We start from the raw sequence: 25,323 nt of genomic DNA on the forward strand, positions 1-25,323 counted from the left end.
TTAAGCTTAAAATGTATACGTTTATTAACGATTATATTACTTATTAAATTGTTATACTGAAGGGGTAGAAAATTTTATGAAAAGGATTAGTCTAAGATTACTGTCAATTTTCTTAATACTAGGTATATTATTAACTGGATGTAAGAAAGAGGAGCGTTCAATTGAATTTTCTGATAAATGTTTAGAACAATCACCTGAGAATAGAAAAATCATGCAAGAGTATTTAAAAGAAAACTATAGTGCTATAGATTTAGAAGATGAAAGTGAATTTAAAGATTTAGACATTATGGATTCAGATATAGAGGGAAAGGAAATCTTTTTTACTGCAGAGCTTCATGGCACTAAGACTAATGGACAATTAAACATGAAATTCTTAAAATATTTTAAAGAAAAAACAGATTTTAAATACTATTTATGTGAACTTCCCTATAGCGATACTTATTTTATAAATAAGTATTTAGATACTGGGGATATAAAAATATTAGAAGATATATATAAGCCACTAAAAGGAACATTTGGATGGAATAAAGATGGTTATAACCATTGGAAGAAATTATATGAGTATAATAATACTCTACCTAAAGAGAGTAGAATAGAGGTTATAGGTGTGGATATAGAACATCAACCAATTAATGCCTATAGGTTTATAGTAGATATTTTACCAGAAAAGGAAGCTCCTGAAGAAGTAAAAGCAGTAATAGATAGGATTAAAAGTACATTTAATGATTTAGATAAATTTGATGAAACTTTTGCTCAATATTCAAAGGAATTGCAAAAGGATATAGAAAATAAGGAAGATATGTATAGAGAGTATCTTGGAGAAAACTTTACTGGTTTTAACCTTGCAAATTTGAACATATTAAATAAAGTGAATATAGATAATCATATTGAAGATCAAGTGGATTGGAATAATACTAGAGATAAAATGATATATGAAAATTTTCAAACTCTTCAAAAGGAATTACCTAAGGGGAAATATTATGGACAGTGGGGACTTAACCATACATTTCAAAGTAAAGAAAAAGATAAGATGTGGTTTGCTGCATATTTAAATTCTGATGACTCAATATTTAAAGATAAGATTTTGACAGTGATATATAATTATGATAGTTGTGAGAGAATGGCTAAATCAGGAGATGGTGGCTATACCACCAATGAGCTCCATGTTGTTTATCCACAAATCAAGGAAACTAATAATTTATTGGAAGGCAATTTAAATATTTATAAATTAACGGGTGAGAATACACCTTTTTCAGAAACACCAATGTTTAATAGTATTGATGGTAAAGAGCTAGAAGCAAGCATGTTAGATTTTTTTCAATATATCGTTTGTATAAGAAACTCTAAAGCAACAGAACCCCTTAATGATGAATATAATTAAGTGATGATGACTTTAATTATAATTTCTGAGGTTATCAAAATAAAATTTTAGCTGAATTGACAAAAAAATTTAAACATGTAATAATTAAAAAAACATGTTAAAACAGTTCCGAAAGGGAGTTAAGTATGGATTTAATAAAGTTATTAGAGGAAAATCCTATAATAGCAGCAGTTAAGAATGAGAGTGAACTAGATATAGTACTAGATTCAGATGTTCAGGTAATATTTGTCCTATTTGGCGATATACTTAATATTAAAGAAATAAGTGAAAAGATAAATTCTAAAAATAAGATAGGTATAGTTCATATTGATTTAGTAGATGGTATTACTAATAGAGAAGTTGGAATAAAGTACTTAAAGAAAGAAACTCAGTTTAAAGGTGTAATAAGTACAAAACCTCAGGTAATTAAATATGCCAAGGCTTATGACTTATTAGCAATACAGAGAGTATTTATCTTTGATACTCTTTCACTAAATAATGCAATAAAGCATCTAGGAGAGGCCTGTGATGCTATAGAGATATTACCAGGGGTTATACCAAAGGTTATAGAAAAACTTGCAGAAAAGTCTAATAAACCTATAGTCGCTGGAGGACTTATTGAAAGTAAGGAAGAAATAATTACAGCTTTAAAATCAGGAGCAACCTGTGTATCCACTACAAAAGAGGAAATTTGGGCTATGTAGGCTAAGAGTGATGAGAGAGGCTACATAAGACTAGAATGCTAGTTTTATGTGCCTTTTTATTATTGATAAGAATGATTTTATCCGATGACTACCAGCTCTAATACTCCCACCTTCTTCAAAGTGGGAGTAAAGAGCTGTTACGTCCCTGGATAACGATTTCTAAGCTTCAGAGGGAGTAAAGACTCCCTCTGAAGCAAAGAATTCTGTTTAAACATAGATATTTAAGTAATTTATGGATGGAGGATTAAAATGGCAGATTATATAATTGCATTAGATCAAGGAACTACAAGTTCTAGAGCTATAATTTTTGATAAGGAACAAAACATATTAGGGGTGAGTCAAAAGGAATTTACACAAATATATCCTAAAGAAGGATGGGTAGAACATGATCCTATGGAGATATGGAGTAGTCAGTACTCTATGCTTCAAGAGGTTATGGCAAAGTGTAATATATCACAAAAGGATGTAGCTGCTATTGGAATAACTAACCAGAGGGAAACTACTATTGTATGGGATAAAAACACAGGGATGCCAATATATAATGCAATTGTATGGCAATGTAGAAGAACAGCTCATATATGTGATGAGTTAGTAAATCAAGGTTTTAGTGAATATATAAAAGAAAATACAGGATTATTAATTGATGCATATTTTTCTGGAACAAAGATTAAATGGATTTTAGATAATGTGGACGGAGCTAGAGAAAAGGCTGAAAGAGGAGAACTTTTATTTGGAACTGTAGATACTTGGCTAGTATGGAAGCTTACTAATGGGAGAGTTCATGTTACAGATTATACTAATGCTTCAAGGACTATGCTCTATAACATCAAGGAATTAAAATGGGACGAGAAAATATTAGATATATTACAGATTCCTAAATCTATGTTACCTGAAGTTAAAAATTCCTCAGAGGTATATGGTCACACTAACTTAGGTGGAAATGGAGGAATTAGAGTTCCTATAGCTGGGATAGCAGGAGATCAACAGGCAGCTTTATTTGGTCAGGCGTGTTTTGAAAAGGGAAGTGCTAAAAATACTTATGGTACAGGATGCTTCTTATTAATGAATACAGGTGATGAGATAATTAGAAGTAAAAATGGATTAATAACTACTATTGCCATAGGAATAGATGGAAAGGTTCAGTATGCTCTTGAAGGTTCTGTATTTGTTGGAGGAGCAGTTATCCAATGGCTTCGAGATGAATTAAGAATGATAACTGATGCTGTGGATACCGAGTACTTTGCTAATAAGGTAGAGGATAATGGGGGAGTATATGTAGTTCCTGCTTTTGTAGGACTTGGAGCACCATACTGGGACATGTATGCAAGGGGAGCTATCTTTGGATTAACCCGTGGAGCTAATAGAAATCATATTATAAGAGCTGCCTTAGAGTCTATAGCCTATCAATCAAAGGCTGTTATTGATGCCATGTCTGAGGATGCTGGCTATAGAATTGAAAAGCTAAAAGTAGATGGAGGAGCAAGTAGAAATGGATTTTTGATGCAATTCCAGTCAGATATTATATGTCAAGAAGTTACTAGACCAATAATATCTGAAACTACGGCCTTAGGGGCTGCATATTTAGCTGGTCTTGCAGTAGGTTTTTGGAAGAGTAAAGAAGAAATTGCAGAGAAGTGGTTTGCTAGTAAGACTTACACGCCAAACTGCGATAAAGAGACTTCAGAAAAACTTTATGCTGGATGGGAAAAGGCTGTAGCAAGGACTAGACAATGGGAAGAAGATTAGTTAAATTTATTTTATGGAGGTAGGCTATGGAAATTAAAATAAAGAAATTTAATGAATTAACCACAGAAGAGTTGTATAAGATTTTAAGGGTAAGGAATGAAGTATTCGTAGTAGAACAAACTTGTATTTATCAAGATTGTGATAATAAGGATTATAATTCATATCACTTGTATGTAGAAGAAGGAAATGAAGTAGTAGGATACTTGCGAATAGTTAATAAGGGAATCTCTTATGATGAGATATCTATTGGAAGGGTATTAGTTAAGGAGACTCATAGAAATAAAGGTCTAAGTAGAAAAATCATGTTAGAAGCTATTAAGTTTATAGAAGAGAAACTTAATTCTACTGAAATTAGATTATCTGGTCAAGTTTATATAAAAGGATTTTATGGAAGTCTTGGGTTTAAACAAGTATCAGAGGAGTACTTAGAAGATGATATTCCTCACGTAGAAATGTTATATAAAAAATAGATTTGACCTTTAAGTTTAATAACTAAAGAGCAGTTTCATGGACACTTTTTTAAAAAAGTGATATACTATAAGTGTAAATGAAATATTAGTGCTGATAAGAGATTTAGAGACAAGCACAAAATAAGGAGTTATATCCTTATTTTGGCTTGTCTTTTTTGTGATTAAAGGAGGAAATTTTAATGTATGATATAGCTATAATAGGTGCTGGAGTAATTGGAGCTTCGATATTTAGAGAGCTTATGAGATATGATTTAAAGGTAGCAATAATAGATAAGGAAAATGATGTTTCCATGGGGACAACCAAGGCAAATTCAGCCATTGTCCATGCAGGCTATGATCCTAAGGTAGGAACTTTAATGGCAAAGTATAACCTTAAGGGTAATGAAATGTTTGAAGAAATTTGTAATGAGTTATCAGTACCTTTTAAAAGAAATGGCTCTTTAGTAATTGGATTTGATGAAGAAGATATGGAAACTATAAAAGAATTATATGACAATGGAAATAAAATTGGTGTTAAGGGACTACAAATTTTAAATAGAGAGGAAGTCCTGGAAAAAGAGGTTAATTTAAGTGATAAGGTTGTGGGTGCACTATATGCACCAACAGGAGGAATTGTTGGTCCCTTTGAATATACAATAGCTCTTGTGGAAAATGGAGCAGAAAATGGTGGAGAGGTTAAATTAAATAAACAAGTAATTGGTATAGAAAAGAAAGAACATTTTATTATAAATACAGCTGAAGGTGAAGTTATAGAAAGCAAATATGTTATTAATGCATCAGGAGTCTATGCTGATAAAATACACAATTTAGTTTGTAAAGAAACCTTTAAGATAAATCCTATCAAGGGAGAATATTTTGTTATGGACAAGAGCCAAGGTGATGTAGTTAGTCACACCATATTTCAATGTCCTTCAAAATTTGGAAAGGGTATATTAGTGACACCTACAGTTCATGGAAATTTGTTAGTAGGTCCAGATGCAGAAAGTGTAGAGGATAAAGATAATGTTGCAACTACAGCTGAAAACTTAGAGTTTATTAAAAATACTGCTGTGAGAACCACAGATAAAATTAATTATAGAGAGAGTATAAGAAATTTTGCAGGACTTAGAGCAAATCCAGATTGTGGAGATTTTATTGTAGGAGAAGCTAAGGACGTTAAAGGCTTTATAGATGTGGCAGGAATGAAATCACCAGGATTGTCTTCTGCACCAGCGGTAGCTTTAGATGTGGTAGAAATTCTAAAAAATTCCGGACTTAAGGCTGAGTTAAAAGACAATTTTAAAAATACTAGAAAGCAAATTAACTTCATGGAATTATCCAGTGAAAAAAAGGCAGAACTTATAAAAAAGGATAGTCGATATGGAAAGATAATCTGTAGATGTGAAAGTATAACAGAAGGTGAAATTATAGATAGTATAAAGAGATCCTTTGGAAAAGTAACCCTAGATGGAGTAAAGAGAAGGTGTAGACCAGGTATGGGAAGATGCCAAGGTGGCTTCTGTGGTCCTAGAGTTCAAGAAATAATTGCAAGAGAGTTAAATGTTCCAATGGAAGATATAGTTCAAGAAAGCGATGGCTCATATATTTTAATTGGAAGAACTAAGTAGGAGGAAACATTTATGTATGATTTAATAGTAATAGGTGGAGGTCCAGCGGGACTTGCAGCAGCTTATGAAGCTTATAATAATGGAGTAGAGAAAATATTAATAGTAGAGAGAGATAGAGAGCTTGGAGGAATACTAAATCAATGTATTCATAATGGCTTTGGACTTCATACTTTTAAAGAAGAGCTTACAGGGCCTGAATATGCTGAAAGATTTATCCATATGATAAGTGATACTAGGGTTGAAGTTAAACTTAATACCATGGTATTAGAAATAAAAGAAAATAAAGAGATTCATATGATAAATGAGGAAGATGGATATTTAATACTAAAGGGAAAAGCTATCATTCTTGCTATGGGATGTAGAGAAAGAACTAGAGGAGCTATAAATATGCCAGGGGATAGACCTTCAGGAGTGTTTACAGCAGGAGCTGCTCAAAGATATATCAATATGGAAGGATATATGCCAGGAAAGGAAGTTGTGATTCTAGGATCAGGTGATATAGGTCTTATTATGGCAAGAAGAATGACTTTAGAAGGTGCAAAGGTTAAGGCTGTAGTAGAGCTTATGCCTTATTCTAACGGACTTAATAGAAATATTGTTCAGTGCCTAAATGATTATGATATCCCACTTTATTTATCACATACCGTAACTAAAGTTGTAGGAAGAAAGAGATTAGAAAAAGTGGTAATTGCTAAAGTAGATGAAAACAAAAAGCCAATAAAAGGTTCTGAAATTGAGTTTCATTGCGATACTTTATTATTATCTGTAGGACTAATACCAGAAAATGAGTTATCTTCTAAGGCTGGTATTGATAAGGATAGAAGAACAAATGGACTTATAGTGAATGAAAGCATGGAAACTTCTGTAGAAGGAATATTTGCCTGTGGAAATGTAGTACATGTTCATGATTTAGTAGACTTTGTTAGTGCAGAATCTAAACATGCTGGATTTTGTGCTGCCAAATATATTAAAGGTAAAGATGACAAGGGGAATTATGTAAATATAATAAATGGTGAAAGAATTAATTATACTGTTCCCCAAAGATTAAATGTAGAGGCTGTAGAAGATAAATTAACCATATTTATGAGGGTAAATAATATATATCATAATAAGAGGATTGTGGTTAGATGTGGTGAGGATATAATCTCTAGCTTTAAAAGAAATCACTTAGCACCATCGGAAATGGAAAAGATTTTACTTAATAAAACTCAATTAGAAAAGATTACAGGAGATATAACAATTTCTCTAGAGGATGGTGAATAATATGATAAAAGAATTAATTTGTATAAGTTGTCCTATGGGATGTCATTTAAAGGTAAATACTGAAACAAAAGAGGTTACAGGAAACACTTGCAAAAGAGGTGAAATTTACGGGATAAATGAAGTAACTAATCCTGTAAGAGTTATAACTACCACAGTAAAAGTTAAAGATGGTGAGCTCCCTGTTATACCAGTAAAAACAAAAACACCTATTCCTAAAGAGTTAAATTTTAAAGCTATGGAAGTATTAAATTCTATAGAAATAGAGGCTCCAATTTCTATGGGAGATATCATAGTGAAGGACATTCTAGGCACTGGAGTAGATGTGGTGGCTACTAGAAACTTAAAGAAGAATATAGAGTAGGATAGTAAATATATTTTAAAAATAATAGAGATTTAGAATAATAATTTATAGGTTGGAATAATATATTTACAATGAAGCATTTTTAAGGTAGGAGTTTATGGCACAGAGAAGAATTATTGAAAGTTATGGAAGAGATCTAGGTTTTACTATAGATCAATTATGTAGACTTATAGGTTCCTATAAAATCTTAGTTGATACAGCAAGCAGCGTGAACTGTATTACCATTGCTAACAAAAGGGATATTAAAGATGCCCTTAAAAGAGCACAGGAAGTTGGTTGCTTAATAGATGAGCTTATAGATGTTTTAGATTGTAGTATATGTACCTGGGGCAACTATATGAAATTAAAAACTGAGTATATAAACTCTAGATTAGATTTATGCCTCATAGAAACCGAAGTAGAAGAAGAAATCAGATTACAATCAGGACTATAATAATATAAAACATGTTATAAAGTAATTGAAAAGATGTTAATATATATATTAACATCTTTTAATTTTATCTGATGACGACTAGTCCTGGATAACGATTTTACCTAAAGGACAATGATTTCTAAGTATCAAAAATACTGACACTAAGAATATTCTGTTAGTAAAGCTTCAAAGAAGCTAGGAATTCTGTTTATAACGAAAGTGAGGGAATTTTATGTGGTATGATTACTTTGACTCTATTATAGGAACTATATATGTGGTTATGGATGAAAAGGGCGTTGTGAAGATAGAGCTTTTTCAAGATGGATGGGAAGAATACCATAACCTTAATAAGGGAAGTTTAGAACATAATAAAGAGAGGTGCTTAGGGGCTATAACTCAATTAAAGGAATATTTTAATGGTGAAAGGGAAGATTTTAACTTACCATTGTCAGTAAGGACTACAGAATTTAGAAATAAAGTTTGGCAGGAGCTTATAAATATACCCTATGGAGAAACTAGAAGTTACAGCGATATTGCTATAGCAATTGGAAATCCTAAAGGTGTAAGAGCTATAGGTGGGGCCAATAGAGCAAATGAATTTCCTATAATAATTCCATGTCACAGAGTAATTGGAAAAAGTGGAAAATTAGTAGGATATGCAGGAAATCATACGGATATAAAAAGTAAGCTTTTAGAATTTGAAAAAAATAATAAGGATAATTTATTAAAAAAAACTCATTAATTTACCAGTCATAAATAATTGTATATTTACACAAAATAGGCTAAAGGATATTTTTAGCCTATTTTTTATTTTAAATAAGACCGTAAGTCGTTTTTGTGTTAGGTTCTTTGCTAGGAGGATATATATGAAAAAGTTTTTTTTATATGGAATTATAATTTTAACTATATTAGTTACTTTCATTAATAATATGAAAGTATTTGCAGATGATATAGAAGAGAATAATGAAATTAATTATAATACTACAATGAAACAAGATATTCTAACTTTAATGATGGCATATCCGGAGTTCATAACTGGAGTTGAAAAAAGTGAAGAAGGAAAGGTATTTATAATAACAGATTCAGGAAAGAAAATACTCTATGATGATAAACAATCTAAGGATTTTAACGGAAAAATGGATAATGCAGACCTTCAAGATATACTAGAAGATATTTATCCTCTTACTATGCCTGATAAGCTTTTAGATATAAATAGAGATCCAGGTAGATTTAGAAATTATAATCTTTTAAATGAAGTTTATGGAGGTAGTGAAAGAGAAGTATCATCTAACCTTATAAGTGTTCCTGCACCTTATAAAAACTATCAATTTAATAAAAATAATGGAGCTGCAGAAAGTTTAAAGAAGGCTATGGAGGAGTTAAAACAATTATCATTAGGAAATGGAGCTGTATCATCTCTTTTAAATCCTATTAATGGAACTTTTAATTATAGAGTTATATCAGGTACAGGAAAGCTGAGTCCTCATGCCTATGGAATAGCTATTGATATCAATAGTAATCCTAGTGACTATTGGAAGTGGGCATCTAGAGATGCTGGAGAAAAGAGGATGTTATCTTATCCTAAGGAATTAGTAGATACTTTTGAAAAAAATAACTTTGTATGGGGTGGAAAATGGGGTCATTTTGATATTCTTCATTTTGAATATAGACCAGAGGTGTTAATAAAGGCAAAATACTTTGGAGAAACCTTTAAGGAAGATATGGATTGGTTTGGTGAAGTACCAAGAGATATAAAAATAGATAATTATATTAATATTATTGAAGGAACTTTAAATTAATAATTAACTAAAGAGCTAAAATGAGGAGGACCTTTATGAACATTATAAGATCCATAAAAAAGATACTTACATGGAAGTTGATATTTGGAATATTACTAGCTATTATTATTGCAAATATTTTTTTTTCTAGAGCTAATGCTGAAGATGTAGATGAAGAAGTAAAACTAGAAATTAAGAACTTCATTGAAGAAACTATTGCAAAGCGTAATAGAGCCATCGTAACTGGAGAAGAAGAAAGCATTAAGTCCGTTTATGATATGGGAACTAAGTATGGTACATGGGCCTATGAAAATGAAGAGAAAAAGATGATTTATCTTCACAATTGGGAACAGAAACAAGGGGTTAAAATTACAGAAATACTTCCTAAGGTAGTTGTAAATCGTATAAGTGAAAAGGATAATGGATTCAAAGTTAACTTTACATGTTCTACAGAATATAGGTATGTTTATGAAGATAGACTAGAAGAGGTTAATGCAGCTAGGATAGGGACTTATCATGTACTTACTTTAATAAATAAAGGGGACAATTTCTTAATAAATAAGGAGTGGTATACAGATCCCTTTGCAGATTCTTTAAATTTAGAAAAAATAAAAGTAGATGATGTAAAAGAATTTATTTTAGCTCAAGAACCTAAAGATTTCTCAAATTTAGATGAAAGAAGGAAAGCATCTGTAGAATATGCTAATAAATATTGTGGAGCAGCTACTGAAGAAGAATTTGGTTATAAATACAATAAAGATTATAGAAATTTTAATCCTGAAGGTGGAGATTGTGCTAACTTTGCTTCACAGATATTGCATGAGGGTGGTAAATTTAAGAAAAATTCATCATGGAATTATTCTAAAGGAGAAGCTACAGCATCTTGGGTAAATGCGGATAAATTTAAGAGTTATTGGGTATATAGTGGAAGAGCTTCAGTAATAGCTCATGGAACCTATGATAAGGTATATAAAGCTTCCTATCAACTTATGCCAGGAGATTTTGTTGCTTATGAGAAAAAAGGTGATATTAAACATATATCTACTGTAACCAATGCAGATTCTAGAGGTTATGCTTTAGTTACTTGTCATAATACTGATAGAAATGATGTGCCTTGGGATTTGGGTTGGAGTGATAAAAATATTAAATTTTGGCTTATAAGAGTTCATTATTAAAAATATTTAATTAACCTTATTAGGATACATAGCATACCTTAAAATATAAACATTTATATTAGAGGGCAATATGTATCCTATTAAATTTGAAAATTTATATTATGAAAAAATTTGGGGAGGAAGAAAGCTAGAAGATTATAGAATAAATCTTCCTAAAGGAAACATAGGAGAAAGCTGGGAAATTGCCTGTCATAAAAATGGAATGAGTATTATTAGTAATGGAAAATATAAAGGAAAAGCACTTATTGAGATAATTAAGGAATATAAAAACTTAATTTTAGGAGATAAGATATATATAGATAAATTTACAGATAGGGATTTTCCACTACTTATAAAGATTATAAATTCTAATGAGAATCTATCTGTGCAGGTACATCCCAATGATGAGTATGCTCATAGAGTAGAAAATGATAATGGTAAGGTTGAGGCTTGGTATATTATAGATTGCGAAGAGGGCGCAGAAATAATTGTTGGTACAACAGGATGTACAAAGGAAGAATTCAAAAGAAGTTGTAAGAATGATACTGTGGAAGATTGCATGAATAAAATATCAGTTAAGCCTGGAGAATTATTTATAATAGAACCTGGATTACTTCATTCCATAGGAAAAGGCATATTACTAGCAGAAATACAACAAAATAGTGATATTACCTATAGAGTTTATGATTATAACCGAGGAAGAAAACTTCATATTGACAAAGCGTTGGATGTAGTTAATTTTAATGGTACACCTAAGAGGCTATGTATAAACAATGATTTAGTAATACAAAATCATATGAATTCAGAAAAATTTAATATAGATATATACAATATAAAAGGAAGCTATAGTGAAACTAGTGATAAAAACAAGTTTTTTGTATTTACCTGTGTAGAAGGTAAAGGTAAAATTAGCTTTGTTGATGAAGGACTTAGAAAATTTATTGACATATCTATTTTGGAAAGTTTTCTAATACCAGCATATTTAGGTGAATATGTTTTAATAGGTGATATGAAGTTAATAAAAAGCCATATATTTTAAAATAAAAATAGCTCTAGACCTATATAGAGAAATCTATATGAGTCTAGGGCTAAAATTTTCAAGTTAATAGCAAACAGTTACATAACTAGTTATTAATAAATGGACAAGTCACTATAAATATAATAATATACAAGTAATAGTAAATTCATAAGGGGGTTTTTAACATTGGAACATATTATTACGGCCATAATAATACCTAGAGTTATTTCATTGTTAGAATTAATGGGAACTACAGTAATTCTAGTAGCTGGAATGAAGGCATTTTATAGATATATTCTAAGCTTATTTAAACCAATTAATTGTTCTATAAAGGTAGATTTTGCACAAGCATTAGCACTTGCACTTGAGTTTAAATTGGCTGCAGAGATTTTAAAAACTGTAATAGTAAGAAATTTTGATGAGATGTACATATTAGCTGCAATAATATTACTTAGAGCTATACTAACCTTTGTTATTCACTGGGAAATAAAAAGTGATGGACACTAATTATTTTATTAATTTGAGCCTACTCATTATACTTTAATCTACTCAATAGACTTACTGGTAGAAAAGTTTCTACATTATCATCAAAGTATCTTGAAGGACTAACAGGCCTAGGTTCTATAACTATAGGGGATGCCATTTGATCTTGTTGAGCGTAAATACCCCTAATAGCATCAAACACTCCAACCATATCAAGAATACCATAACCCCAAAATTCATTAGGATAGGCCTCATTAGGTCTTTTTCTAGTTCCTCTAATTAAAAAAGTTTTTATACTTTCAGAAGACAATACAGGAATATTTCCATCAGTTATACCCCATTGATAAAATAGGGTTATAGCACCAGCTAATACGGCTGTGGCTGCACTGGAACCTGAAATAGTTGTGATGGTATTGTTTAATCCTGTAGTTAATACATTTATACCACCGCAGGTTAAATCAGGTTTGATTTTATTATTTGATGTGAATCCAACTCCAGAATTTGAGCCTAGAGTATTGGTATTTTGATTATAAAATGCAGTAGTAATAGCTAGATTACTAGTAGAAGGTATGGTAAGGGTTGTAAAATTATTAGGATTTAGTAGTGCTGTACCAGGCTTAGATAAAGGCCTTTGATCAATCCAAACGTTATAAGAACCGTTTACTATATAATCACCGAACAAATTTATAGTCCATATACCAGCGGCAATATTAGAAAATGACAAGAAGATTAGCTGATTGCCAGATATAATTTCAGGGAAATAGTAAACTAATCTAGTAGTGGTATTTTCATATAAAAAATTAAGGGTTGTAGTTAGACCAATTTTCACAGGAACCCTAGAAATTACTTGACCACTAGGAGAAGTTATCCCTAAAGATATTTTATCTGGATAGGCACACCATAGGGCTATATTTAAATCATTTTGATTTGGGTCTACAGAAAATTCAACAGATGAAGTTTCACCAGTATTATTAATGTAACCAGAGGTGTGAGTTTCAGAGTTGCCCTGGTTACCAGTGCCTATGGCAAAGGAGACGGTAGAAGAAAAAGAGTAGTAGTCAATGAGCTCTTCAAGAGCACTAGTGCCATCATGAGCTCCTAGATTACTACTAAGTGGTAAAAATATTACCATGGGTTTTTGGTATATATAACGTTGTTGTAAGAGATAAAGCATAGCTGTAGCCATATCAGTATTACGATAAATTGGAATGCCAGGTAGTGACGGATCTGTTATATCTGTTAACTCTCTTATAGACCTTAGCTTAACTACTATAAAATCACAGTTAGGTGCTGCACCTTTAATTTCACCGTAACCTCTAGCTCCAATTATACCTGCACACTGAGTTCCATGCCCATTAGTGTCTATCCTTGGAACTATGGAATAGGGATCACCACCCTCCCTATTTAAGTTAATAGCTGCATTTATTTGTTCTTGTGAATATACGCTACCATAATTAATTCCAGGTGGGGCAGTTCCATTATTGTCAGTTTGATCCCAAATGGATAATATTCTAGAGGTACCGTCTTCTCTAGTAAACTCTACATTTAAATAATCTATACCTGTATCTATGGTACCTACAATTACCCCAGTGCCAGTTAAATCTATAGGATTACCTTCAGTAAATTGGGTTATATTAGAGGTTTGTAAAGGCGATAATTGTGTAAGTATATAGTCGTTGGGAGGTTCAATTATATTAATAGTAGGTATAGTTATAAGTAAATCTTCATATCCAGGAGCTATAAATACAGCTGCCATATATGGAGTTAGTATTACAACGCTGATTTGAGGAATAGAAGCAGTAGCACTAATTATATCTCCACTATAGTAAACTATATATCTGCTATATTGTAATGGAATATCTACTTGTGGAGTTGTTTCCCTTAAATCCTTAAGATTCATAAATTACACATCCTCCTTATATAACTCATCTATTCTTCTATATGATTGATTAGGAACTATTATTGAGAAATTAATAAGAAATAACATTACATCTCCTAAAAATGTTTATCTATCTATATTAATCTAAACAATATAAAGTAGTTACAATTAAAATAAAAACTCCTTGGTATAGTTTAGTCTTCTAAATAAATCATAAGGCAGATATGTTTCTATATTATCATAACAGTATCTTGAAAGACTAACAGGCCTAGGTTCTATAACTATAGGGGGGGCAAGTTGATCCTGTTGAGCATAAATCCCCCTAATAGCATCAAAGACTCCTCGCATATCGAGAATACCATAACCCCAAAATTCATTGGGATATGCTTCATTAGGTCTTTTTCTAGTTCCCCTAATTAAAAAAGTTTTTATACTTTCAGAAGACAATATAGGAATATTTCCATCAGTTACAGCCCATTGGTAAAATAGGGTTATAGCACCAGCTAATACTGCTGTGGCTGCACTGGAACCTGAAATAGTTGTGATAGTATTGTTTAAGCCTGTAGTTGATACGTTTATTCCACCACAGGTTAAATCAGGTTTTATTTTATTGTTTGCGGTGAATCCAACTCCAGAATTTGAACCTATAGTATTGGTATTTTGATTATAAAATGCAGTAGTAATAGCTAGATTACTCGTAGAAGGTATGGTAAGGGTTGTAAAATTATCAGGATTTAGTAGTGCTGTACCAGGCTTGGATAAAGGCCTTTGATCAAGCCAAACGTTAAAAGATCCATTTACTATATAATCACCGAACAGATTTATAGTCCATATACCAGCGGCAATATTAGAAAATGACAAGAAGATTAGCTGATTTCCAGATATAATTTCAGGGAAATAGTAAATTAATCTAGTAGTGGTATTTTCATATAAAAAATTAAGAGTTGTAGTTAGACCAATTTTTACAGGAACTCTAGAAATTACTTGCCCACTAGGAGATGTTAGCCCCAAAGATATTTTATCTGGATACGTGCACCATATAGATATATTTAAATCGTTTTGATTTGGGTCTACAGAAAATTCAACAGATGAAGTTTCACCAGTGTTATTAATGTAACCAGAGGCGTGAGTTTCTGAATTGCCCTGGTTACCAGTGCCTACGGCAAAGGAGACATTAGAGGAAAAAGAGTAGTAGTCAATGAGCTCTTCAAGAGTACTGGTACCATTGTGAGCACCTTGATTACTACTTATAGGTAAAAATATTACCATGGGTTTTTGGTATATATAACGTTGCTGTAAGAGATAAAGCATAGCTGTAGATATATCAGGACTACGATAAATTGGAATGGTAGGTAGTGACGGGTCTATTGAAGTTGTTAACTCTCTTGTCGGTAGTAGTTTAACTACTATAAAATCACAATTAGGTGCTGCGCCCTTAATTTCACCATAACCTCTAGCTCCAATTATACCTGCACATTGAGTTCCATGTCCATTAGTGTCTATCATTGGAACTATGGAATAAGGATTACCACCCTCCCTATTTAATTTAATAGCTGCATTTATCTGTTCTTGTGAATATACACTGCCATAATTAATTCCAGATGGTGCCGTTCCAGTATTATCTGTTTGATCCCAAATAGATAATATTCTAGAGGTACCGTCTTCTCTAGTAAATTCTACATTTAAATAATCGATGCCCGTATCTATGGTACCCACAATTACATCAGTTCCAGTTAAATCTATTGGGTTGCCTTCGGTGAATTGAATTATGTTAGAAGTTTCTAAGGGTGATAGTTGTGTAAGTATATAGTAATTGAAAGGTTCAATTATATTAATATTAGGTATAGTTATAAGTAAATTTTCATATCCAGGCTCTACAAATATAGCTGCTATATATGGAGTTAGTACTACAACGTTGATTTGAGGAATGGAAGAAGTAGCACTAGTTATATCTCCACTATAGTAAACTGTAAATCTACTGTATTGTAATGGAATATCTACTTGTGGGGCTGTTTCTCTTAAATTCTTAATATCCATAAATTACACATCCTCCTTATATAGCTCATCTATTTTTCTATATAATTGTTTGGAAATTCTTATAGAAAAGTTAAATGGAAGGTGATTTTCTCCTGGGGTAATGAATTTATTAGAATTTCTAACCAGGGAAGATGATCTAAGATTTTCAAAGGAGCCCTGAAGATTTAACATTCCATATCCCCATTGAGGATTAGGATATATATCACCTGATCTTTTGCTAGTACCTCTGGTGAAATAAGAAATAACAGTAGGTCCATATATATTAGGGTCATTTCCAAGGACAATTCCCCACTCTAGCAGAAGAAGAGTAGCACCACAGAGTACTGCACCAGCTACTGAACCTCCTGTAAGTAAAATGGTTTCATTATTAAGTCCAGTGGTTAAGGCCATAACACCACCAGTAGTTAAATTAGGCTTAATTCTATTGTCAGCAGTAAATCCTCTACCAGATTCTACAGCTATGGTGTTATTATTTTGATCGTAGAAGGATGTTGTTATAGATTTTCTTGCGTTGGCTGGGGCTTGCAATGTAGTATAAGGGCTAGGATTAATTACCCTGGTAGTTAACTGTATAAGAGGTCTTTGAGGTAGCCACATATTGTAGACACCATTAACTATATAGTCTCCCTTAAGCCGTAGTTGCCAAAGTCCATCTTTAGGATTCGTTATAGTTATATATACAGATTCATTTCCACTAGCAAATTCAGCACTTGTAAAGGCTATATTAATTACACTGCTTTCAAGGATTAGGTTAACTTGTTCAAACTCTGTACCTACTAGTTCAGGTTGTACTGGTTCGGCGATTTCTCCACTAGGAGAAATTATAGCTATAGATATTTTATCTGGCCTTTGAATCCAGAGCATAAGAACTAAGTTATCCTCATTTAAGCCTACAATAAACTCTATAATCTCTAGAGAGTTGCTTTTTAAAAACCTACCAGAGACGTGAGTTAAACTAGCACCTTGATTTCCAGTATTAGTTACGAACACGAGACCCTTTCTAGTTGAAAAAAAATCGATGTCCTGCTCTATGGAAGTTAAACCTTCATGACCACCCCAATTTGTTCCAGTAGATAATAAAATACTCATAGGTTTTAATAAGTTTACATCATTATAATTTATAGTAAATCTTGTGGCAAGATAAATATCGATACCTTCAAAAATTGGAGTACTTCTTCTATTATTAACTCCTACCAACTTAAGATTGCTAGTTTTAGCTTCTTTAAGCTTTATAATTAGAAATTCACAGTCAGGAGCCCCACCTATTACGCCATTCAATCCTCTTGCCCCAACTAAACCAGCCATATTTGTGCCATGACCTAACTCATCTCTTGAAGGAACTATGTCATATGGATTTCCACCTTGAATAGATGTCTGAATAGCTCTATTGATATCTTCACGACTATAAATAGTGCCAAAAAAGGCTATAGGGTCATTATTAGCTACATTACTTTCAATGGTTTGATCCCATATTGCCACAATTCTTGTAGTACCATCAGGATATTGAAATTGAGGGTTTAAATAATCTATTCCAGTATCTATAATTGTAGCTATTGTACCTTTTCCTGTAAGATTTAAAAATGTTTCTCCATGAAATTGTGTTATATTAGCAGCATCTATTGGTTGTACAGCTGATAAAGTATAAGGAAAACTAACATCTATGGTGAATTTATCCTTAAAGTTGCGGATAAAATCATCATAATTAATAGTTCTTACAGACACAATATAGTCTATATCAGATACTCTAAAAGCACAGGCGTATTCTATGTCATTAAGTTCACTAACAAGATCTCTATCATATTGAACAAATAGACTTATATAATCTTCACTAAGGTAGGCGTCTTTACATGGGTTAGCCTGCCTATACATATTTATGTTACCCATTAATAAACTTACAGCTCCTAAAAATTGTTTATCTATTTATAGTATTCTATAGTATTAAAAGTAGTTACAAGTTTAATATTTAAAAAAATGTATTTATAAAATGAAAATTTAAGCTGACTAATATTTGTATTATACCTAGACATAGGTATTTAATTTAATTGAAGTACCAAGACAAAAATTTATAAAGGTGCTATAATATCAAAGTAAGTTTATAGTGTAAAAGTATAAACTTAATATTAGAAATATGTAAAGTACATATATTAAAAAATATACGAGGTGAAATAAATGAGTGATGTAGCAGGAGAAGGTTGTGAAATATTAGTCCCTTTTAATGAAAGAAAGCCATTAGAAGAAATAGAAAGAAGTTTAATTAAAAAATATAGAAAATCAGTATGGTCTAAATTTATTAAGGCTATTAGAGAATACAAATTAGTAGAAGAAGGAGATAAGATAGCTGTTGGAATATCTGGAGGTAAGGATAGTATAATAATGGCTAAGTTATTTCAAGAGTTAAAACGTCATGGGCAAGTAAATTTTGAATTAGAATTTATTGCTATGGACCCAGGATATCATCCACAGATTAAAGAGCTTTTATTGGATAATTGTAATTATTTAAATATACCAATACATACCTTTGATTCAAAAATATTTGACATTATAGATGAGATAGCAAAGGATTATCCTTGTTATATGTGTGCTAGGATGAGAAGGGGTGCATTATATTCTGAAGCTGAAAGGCTTGGATGCAATAAGCTAGCATTAGGACATCACTTTAATGATGTTATTGAAACTACAATGCTTAATGTGCTTTATGGAGGAACTTTTAAAACTATGCTTCCCAAACTTAAAGCAACCAACTTTAAAGGATTAGAGCTTATACGTCCTCTTTATTATGTTGAGGAAAGTTATATAGAAAACTTTATACAAAGCAGTGGTATATGGCCTCTTAACTGTGCATGCATGGTCGCAGCAAAGAAGATTGGTAACAAGAGACATGAAATAAAGGATATGATAAAAGAAATGAAAAAGAATTTTAAAGATGTTGATAAATCTATATTTAAGGCTGCTGAAAATGTAAATATGGATGCAATTTTAGGTTGGCAAAAGGATGGACAAAAACATTCTTTCTTAGAAGAATATGATGGAGAATTTTTAGATTAGAAATCAAGATATTTAATTGAAAAAACCTCTTATTCTAGAATTATAATTCTAGAATAAGAGGTTTAATATTTTAACTTATAATTAGATTTCTATAAAAGTCCACCTATTGAAACAAATAGTGAAGCAAAAACTAAAGAAACAATTGTCATAAGTTTTATTAATATGTTGATTGATGGACCTGATGTATCCTTGAATGGATCTCCAACAGTATCTCCAACAACAGCAGCTTTATGAGCATCGCTGCCTTTACCACCGTGAGTACCTTCTTCAATGTATTTCTTAGCGTTATCCCATGCACCACCAGAGTTAGACATGAAGATAGCAAGCATAACTCCAGAAACAAGAGATCCTACTAAAAGTCCACCTAAAGCTTCAGTACCAAGTAATATACCAATTACTAATGGTGAAGCTACAGCCATAACTCCAGGAAGCATCATTTCTTTTAATGCTGCAGCTGTTGAAATTTCAACGCATCTTTTATAGTCAGGTTTTCCTGTACCTTCTAAAATACCAGGAATAGTTTTAAATTGATTACGAACTTCAACAATCATTTTATTAGCTGTTTTACCAACTGATTCCATTGTAAATGCTGAGAATAAGAATGGAAGCATACCTCCAACTAATAATCCAACAATTACTTTAGGATTTAAACAATCGATAGTAGTTAATCCAACAGCTTGAGAGTAAGAAGCGAATAATGCTAATGCAGTAAGAGCTGCAGAACCAATAGCAAAGCCTTTACCCATAGCAGCTGTAGTGTTACCTACAGAGTCTAATTTATCTGTAATCTTACGAACTGATGAATCAAGTCCTGACATTTCTGCAATACCACCAGCATTGTCAGCAATTGGACCATAAGCATCAACTGCTACAGTAATACCAGTAGTTGATAACATTCCAACAGCTGCAAGAGCAATACCGTATAATCCAGAGAATGAATAAGCAACTAGTATAGCAATAGCAATTAATATTATAGGTAGAGCTGTAGATTCCATTCCAACAGCAAGTCCAGATATTATTGTTGTTGCAGAACCAGTTTCAGATTGTTCAGCAATTTTCTTAACTGATCTATAATCACTTGAAGTGTATACTTCTGTTAACTTACCAATTAATAAACCAACTATAATTCCAGAAATTATTGCGAAGAATGGTAAGAAATCTCCAAAGAATTTTTTACTAAGTACAGCAGAAGATATAACAACTAATATACTAGCTAAGTAAGTTCCACTATTTAAAGCTTTATGTGGATTTTGGCTTTTGCTATTATTTACAAGCACAATACCTATTATAGAACAGAAAATTCCTGCTGCAGATATTATAAGTGGGAAAATAGCTCCCTTTAATCCAAAAGCAACTACACCTAGTGTAATAGCAGATATGATAGAACCAACGTATGATTCAAATAAGTCTGCACCCATACCAGCAACATCACCAACGTTATCACCAACGTTATCAGCGATTACTGCTGGGTTACGTGGATCATCTTCAGGTATACCAGCTTCAACCTTACCAACAAGGTCAGCTCCAACGTCAGCAGCCTTAGTATATATTCCACCACCAACACGTCCAAAAAGAGCTAGAGTAGAAGCTCCTAAACTAAATCCAGTAAGTACTTCTATATTATTTGTAAAAAAGTAAACTACACTTACTCCTAGTAGTCCAAGACCTACAACACACAGACCCATAACAGCTCCACCAGAGAATGCAATTGAAAGTGCTTTACTCATACCAGATGTTCTAGCACCTTCAGCAGTTCTTACATTGGCTTTAGTAGCTGTATGCATACCAACATAACCTGCTAGAGTTGAGAATAATGCTCCAACTAAGAAGCAAACAGCTGTAACCCAGCTACCTATTCCTACACCAATTAATACAAAAATAATAGCACAGAAAATGATTAATACTTTGTACTCTGCCTTTAAGAAAGCAGTAGCACCTTCACTGATAGCTGAAGCGATTTCTTTCATTCTATCTGTACCTTCACTACTTTTATTAATTTTTGATAGTAGTAAAAAGGCAGAGATTAAAGCAAGCAATCCAGCAACTATACAAACATAGATAAGATTGTTCATAATAAAGTCCCCCTATATATTCTTATTTAATTTTATTTAACAATTGAAGTGAAGGGTTTAACCTATACCTCAATTGGATTTGTCCTATGTATTAACCTTGTATATGATACAAAAAATATTATGATATATCAAGCAGAAAAATTAGCCATTTTAAATTAAAATGGGTAATTAATATATAAATTCATGTGAATAATGATCCTAGAGAGATAAGCTGAATTAATTAATATTTCATAATAAATATGTATTTAAATACAGTTTAAATCTTATTAGTACTAATAAATGTTATCATCATAATAATTTTATGTCAAATATAAGTTGAATTTTATTTAAATATCTTTGAATATATTAAAAGAAAATATAGAATTATTTCAATATACTAAATTGTGATACATTTTATATGTAGAAAGAAAGTATTAATGCCACCTTATAAATGTCAATTATGATTAATAATTATGGTTGATTTATATAAAAAGGACACCTTAAATTTTACTTAAGCTATCCTTTAGATTTTGTTAAATATGGTATACTATTTTTGAACTATTTACTTACTTTACCAACGGGAGCTACATAAACTACAAACTCATTTTCGCCATCTAATCCAAGAAATTTATCTATAAGCTTTTGGTCATAGGCTCCTACAGCACAGGTACCACAATCTATGGCTTGGCAAGCAAGATAAAGGTTTTGACATACATGACCTGCATCAAGTAGCATAACTTTATGGGCAGCATCTAGATATCTCCATTCGCCTCTATAGGGAATACAACTCCATATAAAGGTTACGGCACTATCGCCAACAAAGGTTTGTTCACAAGCTATATCAGAAAGTTGAGATGATAAAGTAGAATCTTCTAATATAAGAAGTAATTTATGGCGTAAGGGAAGGTATCTGTATAAGCCCTTCTTAATGCCCTTAATGTGATTTATTACTAAGTATGTCTCAAAGGGATGACGAGCACCACCAGAAGGTACGGTTCTAAGGGTTGCATAGTTATTAGCAGTAACTTTTTTTACACCTTGTGTACACCAAAGAAGAAAGGATAGCTCCTCTAAGCTTAGATTATCATCAGTAAATTTACGATGACTTTCCCTTTGATTTATAATGTCTAGGATATTAGATCTAACTAAAATTTTATCTGTTACCTCAGGCAAGTCTATAGTTTTATCATTTTCATCATATGGTTTTTGTAAAGGTGGTTGAGGTAATTTTTTTTGTTGATCAGATAACTCATATTCCCCTTCATCCTCTTCTGTTGAAAAGCTAGATTTCATAAAGTTTCGAAATTTCTCTAAATTCTCCATTTAATACAACTCCTTAAAAGTAAAATGTTCATAAACGAGCTTAGTTAACATTTATTCTTGATTCTAAGTTATTACTTAGAAAATTATAATATAAGAATAACCTTTATCCTATTATTTCATAATAACCTACAATTTTAAATAGATAATTTGTAAAATATGTGATTTAATAGTTAATAGGATATATGAAAAAATTTTCCTATATAAATATTTATATAGTTAAATAGTTGTTCTGCCCATGCGGGCTTGAGAAGATTAGGGGGAGAAAAGTGGAGTTAATATTAAAGGATATACAAAAAAGTTTTGAAAATAAAGTGGTGTTAAAAGGAGCATCTTTTACCTTTGAAAAAGGAAAGATATATGGCCTATTAGGAAGAAATGGTGCAGGTAAAACTACTTTATTTAATTGTATAAGTGGAGAGCTAAGCAAAGATTCAGGGGAGGTCATCTTAGAGAATGGATTGGGTAATGAAGGAGAGTTAGATTATTCTAATATAGGATTTGTTTTTGCAGATCCAGTATTACCAGAGTTTTTAACAGGTTATGAGTTTGTTAAATTCTATATAGATATAAATAAGGAAAAGATTAATGACATTAAGACCGTAGAGGAATATTTAAATATTATAAAAATATCTAAGGCTGATAGTCATAGATTAATTAAAACTTATTCTCACGGAATGAAGAACAAGCTCCAGATGCTATGCTTTTTAATAAGTAGACCACCTGTAATTTTATTAGATGAACCACTAAGTTCTTTTGATGTAATTGTGGCGCTAGAAATTAAAAATTTATTAAAGGAAATAAAGAGTGAGCATATAATTATATTTTCAACCCATATACTACAACTTGCCATGGATTTATGTGATGAAATTGTAGTTCTTAATCATGGAATATTAGAGCAAGTTCCAAGTGAACTTATAAAAAGTGGAAAGTTTGAGGAAAGCATCATGGAAATTTTAAAGGAGGACAATTATGATTAGAACTTTTACTAATACATACAAATTCTCCTTTGCACAAGGTGCAAATACATTCATATATTTCATCAAGAGGATTCCGCTAATAGGTAAGAAAGTTCCAGAGAGTCTTTACAGTAAAACAAAGGCTAAAATTACTCTTGGAATTATATTTGAAATAATGTCTTTTTTATTTGGCTTTATTAAAAAAGCTGTTTATATTGGTGTGATGATAGCACTTCCTGCTCTGTACCTCTCAAAGGAAAGCGGAAATTTACAGGAAGTAGCTCTTCAAATATTTTTTATTTTAAGCTTTATTCTAGGACCCATTATAAATACTACTTTAATATCACGAGATGAAAAACCTTTCAACATGATAAGATTAATGAGGGTGGATGCTAAAAAGTACTTTATAAGTGAAATGGTTTATACCAGAATTTTAGCTTTTATACATTTTACTCCCGTGATGATGGTACTGTTTTCTCCAGTAAAGGGATTAATTTTGACCTTTGAGTTTATACTCATTAGGTTCATATGGGAGTTTATACATTTATTTGTATTTAGTAGGTTTAACAAGATGATATCAAATATGGATATATTTATTGGGACATTGGTGATTATTTGTCCTTTACTAGCCTATGTTCCTTTATTTTTTCATGTTAATATAGGACTTCATAGGTGGATATATGATTACAGGATTATTATCCTATTATTTTTATTGTCAGTTTTATCTCTTAGATATATCTTTAAATACAAAAGGTTTAAGGATATTAGTAAAATTATATGCACTAAGGATAATATTTTAGAGAAACAGAAATTAGTAAAAGATGTTCAGTTTAAAGATGTAGAAATAAACGAGAAGAAGATAAAAGTAGAAGACTTGAATTCCAATATCTATGAAAATAAGCAAGGCTATGAATATCTTAATGCTATATTTTTCAAAAGATACAAAAAACTTTTATCAAAGTCTTCAAAATATATAATTATAGGAAGCCTTATAGTAACAATAGTTGCCATTGGATTTGTATTGTGGAAACCAAGTGATAAAGGGGGTATTATAGATTTTTTCAAGAATAAAACTTCTAGTTGGATATTTGTAATGTACTTTTTATCTACTACAGAAAGAATTTGTAAGGCTATGTTTTTTAATTGTGATATAAGCTTACTTAGATATGGATACTATAGACAAAGAGAAGCTATATTTTCTAATTTTAAATCTAGGTTAAAAAGGGTAGTTGTTTTTAATATTCTTCCTGCTTTAGTAATTTGCTGTTGTATAATTTTCATACTAATAGCATCTGGAGACCCTAAGGCAATATTAGAATTAAGTTATTTATTTTTAAGTATAATAGCCTTGGCTTGCTTTTTTTCTATACATCATTTAGCCATATATTATATAATTCAGCCATATACTGCTAACTTAGAGGTTAAAAGTCCACTATTCAGAGGAATTAATACAGTAATGTATGTAGTTTGTTATATGTGTTCAGGAATTGATAGCTCTTCCTATATGTTTAGTATAGGAGTAATCATATTCACTGTAATATATATGATTATAGCATTAATATTAGTTTATAAATTAGCACCTAAGACATTTAAACTTAAATAGATAACAAATATTTAAAAACTTCTATGAATTTGTAAAAATTTAATGTATAATATATAGGCAACTCATAAACAAA

General features: G+C 31.3%; 21 protein-coding genes. 16 read left to right on the forward strand and 5 right to left on the reverse strand.

The window, feature by feature from the left end; genetic code table 11:
- Window positions 1-76: 76 nt before the first annotated feature.
- The 13 genes from B3Z56_RS14600 (at window position 77) to B3Z56_RS14660 (ending at window position 12,380) form a co-directional block, all read left to right on the forward strand.
- Window positions 77-1,381: a hypothetical protein gene (locus B3Z56_RS14600; RefSeq protein WP_346879095.1), complete on the forward strand. Its 1,305-nt coding sequence runs from the start codon at window positions 77-79 to the stop codon at window positions 1,379-1,381.
- 125 nt (window positions 1,382-1,506) lie between these two features.
- A complete protein-coding gene (locus tag B3Z56_RS14605; protein ID WP_150845407.1) occupies window positions 1,507-2,064 on the forward strand; it encodes a glycerol-3-phosphate responsive antiterminator in 558 nt (185 codons plus the stop codon).
- A 249-nt stretch (window positions 2,065-2,313) separates the two neighbouring features.
- Complete coding sequence (gene glpK / locus B3Z56_RS14610) at window positions 2,314-3,810, forward strand: glycerol kinase GlpK (protein WP_346848760.1); 1,497 nt, start codon at window positions 2,314-2,316, stop codon at window positions 3,808-3,810.
- A gap of 26 nt (window positions 3,811-3,836) precedes the next feature.
- Window positions 3,837-4,280, forward strand: coding sequence for a GNAT family N-acetyltransferase (locus B3Z56_RS14615; RefSeq protein WP_346848761.1), 444 nt, complete (start codon window positions 3,837-3,839; stop codon window positions 4,278-4,280).
- 179 nt (window positions 4,281-4,459) lie between these two features.
- Entirely contained in the window at window positions 4,460-5,887 is a 1,428-nt protein-coding gene (locus B3Z56_RS14620) for an NAD(P)/FAD-dependent oxidoreductase (protein ID WP_346879096.1), read from the forward strand.
- A 12-nt stretch (window positions 5,888-5,899) separates the two neighbouring features.
- Complete coding sequence (locus tag B3Z56_RS14625; protein WP_346848763.1) at window positions 5,900-7,150, forward strand: FAD/NAD(P)-binding oxidoreductase; 1,251 nt, start codon at window positions 5,900-5,902, stop codon at window positions 7,148-7,150.
- Window position 7,151: 1 nt separating this feature from the next.
- Window positions 7,152-7,511 carry a DUF1667 domain-containing protein gene (locus tag B3Z56_RS14630; RefSeq protein ID WP_035134767.1) on the forward strand — a complete coding sequence of 120 codons (360 nt, stop codon included), beginning with the start codon at window positions 7,152-7,154 and terminating at the stop codon, window positions 7,509-7,511.
- A gap of 97 nt (window positions 7,512-7,608) precedes the next feature.
- Window positions 7,609-7,944, forward strand: coding sequence for a hypothetical protein (locus tag B3Z56_RS14635; RefSeq protein ID WP_346848764.1), 336 nt, complete (start codon window positions 7,609-7,611; stop codon window positions 7,942-7,944).
- Window positions 7,945-8,155: 211 nt separating this feature from the next.
- Window positions 8,156-8,665, forward strand: a complete 510-nt coding sequence (locus B3Z56_RS14640; RefSeq protein ID WP_346879097.1) for a methylated-DNA--[protein]-cysteine S-methyltransferase — start codon at window positions 8,156-8,158, stop codon at window positions 8,663-8,665.
- A gap of 124 nt (window positions 8,666-8,789) precedes the next feature.
- Window positions 8,790-9,722 carry a M15 family metallopeptidase gene (locus B3Z56_RS14645; RefSeq protein WP_346879098.1) on the forward strand — a complete coding sequence of 311 codons (933 nt, stop codon included), beginning with the start codon at window positions 8,790-8,792 and terminating at the stop codon, window positions 9,720-9,722.
- 35 nt (window positions 9,723-9,757) lie between these two features.
- Window positions 9,758-10,876: an amidase domain-containing protein gene (locus B3Z56_RS14650; protein WP_346879099.1), complete on the forward strand. Its 1,119-nt coding sequence runs from the start codon at window positions 9,758-9,760 to the stop codon at window positions 10,874-10,876.
- Window positions 10,877-10,946: 70 nt separating this feature from the next.
- Window positions 10,947-11,894 (forward strand): type I phosphomannose isomerase catalytic subunit, encoded by a 948-nt coding sequence (locus B3Z56_RS14655; RefSeq protein WP_346879100.1) that lies wholly within the window; start codon window positions 10,947-10,949, stop codon window positions 11,892-11,894.
- Window positions 11,895-12,059: 165 nt separating this feature from the next.
- Window positions 12,060-12,380 (forward strand): DUF1622 domain-containing protein, encoded by a 321-nt coding sequence (locus tag B3Z56_RS14660; protein WP_346848769.1) that lies wholly within the window; start codon window positions 12,060-12,062, stop codon window positions 12,378-12,380.
- 19 nt (window positions 12,381-12,399) lie between these two features.
- Here B3Z56_RS14660 and B3Z56_RS14665 read toward each other — a convergent pair whose 3' ends face one another.
- The 3 genes from B3Z56_RS14665 to B3Z56_RS14675 all read right to left on the reverse strand — a co-directional run bounded on the left by B3Z56_RS14665 (window position 12,400) and on the right by B3Z56_RS14675 (window position 18,156).
- Window positions 12,400-14,256: a S8 family peptidase gene (locus tag B3Z56_RS14665; RefSeq protein ID WP_346879101.1), complete on the reverse strand. Its 1,857-nt coding sequence runs from the start codon at window positions 14,254-14,256 to the stop codon at window positions 12,400-12,402.
- A 147-nt stretch (window positions 14,257-14,403) separates the two neighbouring features.
- Window positions 14,404-16,272, reverse strand: a complete 1,869-nt coding sequence (locus B3Z56_RS14670) for a S8 family peptidase (protein WP_346879102.1) — start codon at window positions 16,270-16,272, stop codon at window positions 14,404-14,406.
- 3 nt (window positions 16,273-16,275) lie between these two features.
- On the reverse strand, window positions 16,276-18,156 hold the full coding sequence (locus B3Z56_RS14675; RefSeq protein ID WP_346848772.1) for a S8 family peptidase: 1,881 nt from the start codon (window positions 18,154-18,156) through the stop codon (window positions 16,276-16,278).
- Between the two features lie 285 nt (window positions 18,157-18,441).
- Here B3Z56_RS14675 and B3Z56_RS14680 point away from each other — a divergent pair, with 285 nt between their 5' ends.
- Window positions 18,442-19,317, forward strand: a complete 876-nt coding sequence (locus tag B3Z56_RS14680; RefSeq protein ID WP_346879103.1) for a tRNA 2-thiocytidine biosynthesis TtcA family protein — start codon at window positions 18,442-18,444, stop codon at window positions 19,315-19,317.
- An 89-nt stretch (window positions 19,318-19,406) separates the two neighbouring features.
- Here B3Z56_RS14680 and B3Z56_RS14685 read toward each other — a convergent pair whose 3' ends face one another.
- Together B3Z56_RS14685 and B3Z56_RS14690 are read right to left on the reverse strand one after the other, a co-directional pair.
- The gene (locus tag B3Z56_RS14685; RefSeq protein ID WP_346848774.1) at window positions 19,407-21,389 is read right to left on the reverse strand and encodes a sodium-translocating pyrophosphatase; all 1,983 of its coding nucleotides are present in this window, start codon (window positions 21,387-21,389) and stop codon (window positions 19,407-19,409) included.
- Window positions 21,390-21,926: 537 nt separating this feature from the next.
- On the reverse strand, window positions 21,927-22,691 hold the full coding sequence (locus B3Z56_RS14690) for a SagB/ThcOx family dehydrogenase (RefSeq protein WP_346848775.1): 765 nt from the start codon (window positions 22,689-22,691) through the stop codon (window positions 21,927-21,929).
- A gap of 266 nt (window positions 22,692-22,957) precedes the next feature.
- On the opposite strand from B3Z56_RS14690, the gene B3Z56_RS14695 reads away from it, so the two are divergent.
- Together B3Z56_RS14695 and B3Z56_RS14700 are read left to right on the forward strand one after the other, a co-directional pair.
- Window positions 22,958-23,668 (forward strand): ABC transporter ATP-binding protein, encoded by a 711-nt coding sequence (locus B3Z56_RS14695; protein WP_346879104.1) that lies wholly within the window; start codon window positions 22,958-22,960, stop codon window positions 23,666-23,668.
- The gene (locus B3Z56_RS14700) at window positions 23,661-25,250 is read left to right on the forward strand and encodes a hypothetical protein (RefSeq protein ID WP_346879105.1); all 1,590 of its coding nucleotides are present in this window, start codon (window positions 23,661-23,663) and stop codon (window positions 25,248-25,250) included. The genes B3Z56_RS14695 and B3Z56_RS14700 overlap by 8 nt, the downstream gene beginning before the upstream one ends.
- Window positions 25,251-25,323: the final 73 nt, after the last annotated feature.

It is taken from the genome of Clostridium sp. UBA7791, from assembly GCF_002480755.1.
Classification (GTDB): domain Bacteria; phylum Bacillota; class Clostridia; order Clostridiales; family Clostridiaceae; genus Clostridium_J; species Clostridium_J sulfidigenes.